Origin of the sequence: Burkholderia sp. KCJ3K979 (assembly GCF_016759955.1) — a bacterium.
Taxonomy (GTDB): domain Bacteria; phylum Pseudomonadota; class Gammaproteobacteria; order Burkholderiales; family Burkholderiaceae; genus Burkholderia; species Burkholderia orbicola.
The window spans coordinates 1-1,982 of the sequence record NZ_JACFYV010000402.1 but is presented as its reverse complement, the minus strand read 5'-3'; the positions used below and the strand labels follow the sequence as shown (position 1 = coordinate 1,982).

Genomic DNA, 1,982 nt, shown 5'->3' with positions numbered 1-1,982 from the left:
CCGCCTATGGCGGCTTCATCGCCGCGTCGGGCTACACGTCGGTCGCGCTCGGCGTCGGTCGCGATTTCGGCGCGTTCGGCGCAGTGTCGGCCGATGTCACGCACGCGCGGGCGAAGCTGTGGTGGAGCGGCGCGACGCGCAACGGCAACTCGTACCGCATCAACTATTCGAAGCACTTCGACGGGCTCGATGCCGACGTGCGCTTCTTCGGCTACCGCTTCTCCGAGCGCGAATATACGAACTTCGCGCAGTTCTCCGGCGACCCGACGTCATACGGCCTCGCCAACAGCAAGCAGCGCTATTCGGCGACGATGTCGAAGCGCTTCGGCGACACGTCGACCTATTTCTCGTACGACCAGACGACCTACTGGGCGCGTTCGTCCGAGCAGCGGGTCGGCCTGACGCTCACGCGTGCGTTCTCGATCGGCACGCTGCGCAACCTGAACGTCAGCGTGTCGGCATTCCGCACGCAGAGCGCGGGCGCGAGCGGTAACCAGTTCTCGGTCACCGCGACGCTGCCGATCGGCGGCCGCCACACCGTCACGTCGAACCTGACGACGGGCAACGGCAGCACCAGCGCGAACGCCGGCTACATCTACGACGATTCGGCCGGCCGCACCTATCAGGTCAACGCGGGCGCGACCGACGGCCGCGCGTCGGCGAACGCGAGCTTCCGCCAGCGCACGTCGGCGTACCAGCTCAACGCACAGGCGTCGACGCTCGCCAATGCGTATGCGGCCGCGTCGCTCGAAGTCGACGGCTCGTTCGTCGCGACGCAGTACGGCGTGTCCGCGCACGCGAACGGCAATGCGGGCGATACGCGGCTGCTGGTGTCGACCGACGGCGTGCCCGACGTGCCGCTGTCCGGCACGCTCACGCACACCGATTCGCGCGGCTACGCGGTGCTCGACGGCATCTCGCCGTACAACGTGTACGACGCGACCGTCAACGTCGAGAAGCTGCCGCTCGAAGTGCAGGTGACGAACCCGATCCAGCGCATGGTGCTGACCGACGGCGCGATCGGCTTCGTGAAGTTCTCCGCCGCGCGCGGCAGCAACCTGTACCTGACGCTGACCGATGCGGCCGGCAAGCCGCTGCCGTTCGGCGCGTCGGTGCAGGACGCGGCGAACGGCAAGGAACTCGGCATCGTCGGCGAGGGCGGTGCGGCGTTCCTGACCCAGGTTCAGCCGAAATCCACGCTGGCGGTGCGGGCGGGCGAACGGACGCTCTGCACGGTCGACGCACTGCCGAACCAGCTTCAACTCGAAGGCACGCCGATCCCGGTGACGTGCCAGCCGCCCGGCGAGTCGCATGCAGCGGCCGCGCGGGGCGAACGATGATTTCACGGACCCAGCGATGAAGCATTCCTTTTCCCTTTCCTTCCCGCGGCGCGCGCTGTGCGCGTTCGCGACCGTCGGTGCGCTGCTTGCCGGCGCCGCCCATGCGGCGATCGTGCCCGATCGCACGCGCGTGATCTTCAACGAAGGCGAACAGGCCGCGATCGTGACGATCACCAACAAGAGCACGACGTATCCGTATCTCGTGCAGTCGTGGCTCGAAGATGCGAACGGCAACAAGATCACGTCGCCGCTGATGGTCGTGCCGCCGCTGCAGCGGGTCGAGGCGAACGAGCGCAACGTGCTGCGGATCGCGAAGCTGCCCGGTACGCAACTGCCGGCCGATCGCGAAACGGTGTTCTACCTGAACATCCGCGAAGTGCCGCCGAAGACGGATACGCCGAACACGCTGCAGATCGCGCTGCACACGCAGATGAAGCTGTTCTACCGGCCGAAGGCGGTGCAGCCCGCGCGCGACGAGGACTGGACGCTGCCGATGACGCTGCGGGTGGATGCGGCCGCGCACAAGCTGGTGTTCGACAATCCGACGCCTTACCACGTGACGGTGGTCGACGTGAGCGCGGGCTGCACCGCCTTCGGCCGGTAGAACAGCTTCATCTGCGTGTGCAGCGCGATCTGCAGCGT

At 67.4% G+C, this 1,982-nt stretch carries 1 protein-coding gene and 1 pseudogene; both read left to right on the top strand.

The features are described 5' to 3' along the window. Positions 1 to 1,340 (top strand): fimbria/pilus outer membrane usher protein (locus H3O04_RS35160; RefSeq protein WP_202589498.1); only part of this gene is annotated, 1,340 nt, incomplete at its 5' end. 16 nt (positions 1,341 to 1,356) lie between these two features. Next, positions 1,357 to 1,923, top strand: a pseudogene (locus H3O04_RS35155) (fimbrial biogenesis chaperone); the annotation flags it as partial. Positions 1,924 to 1,982 lie beyond the last annotated feature (59 nt).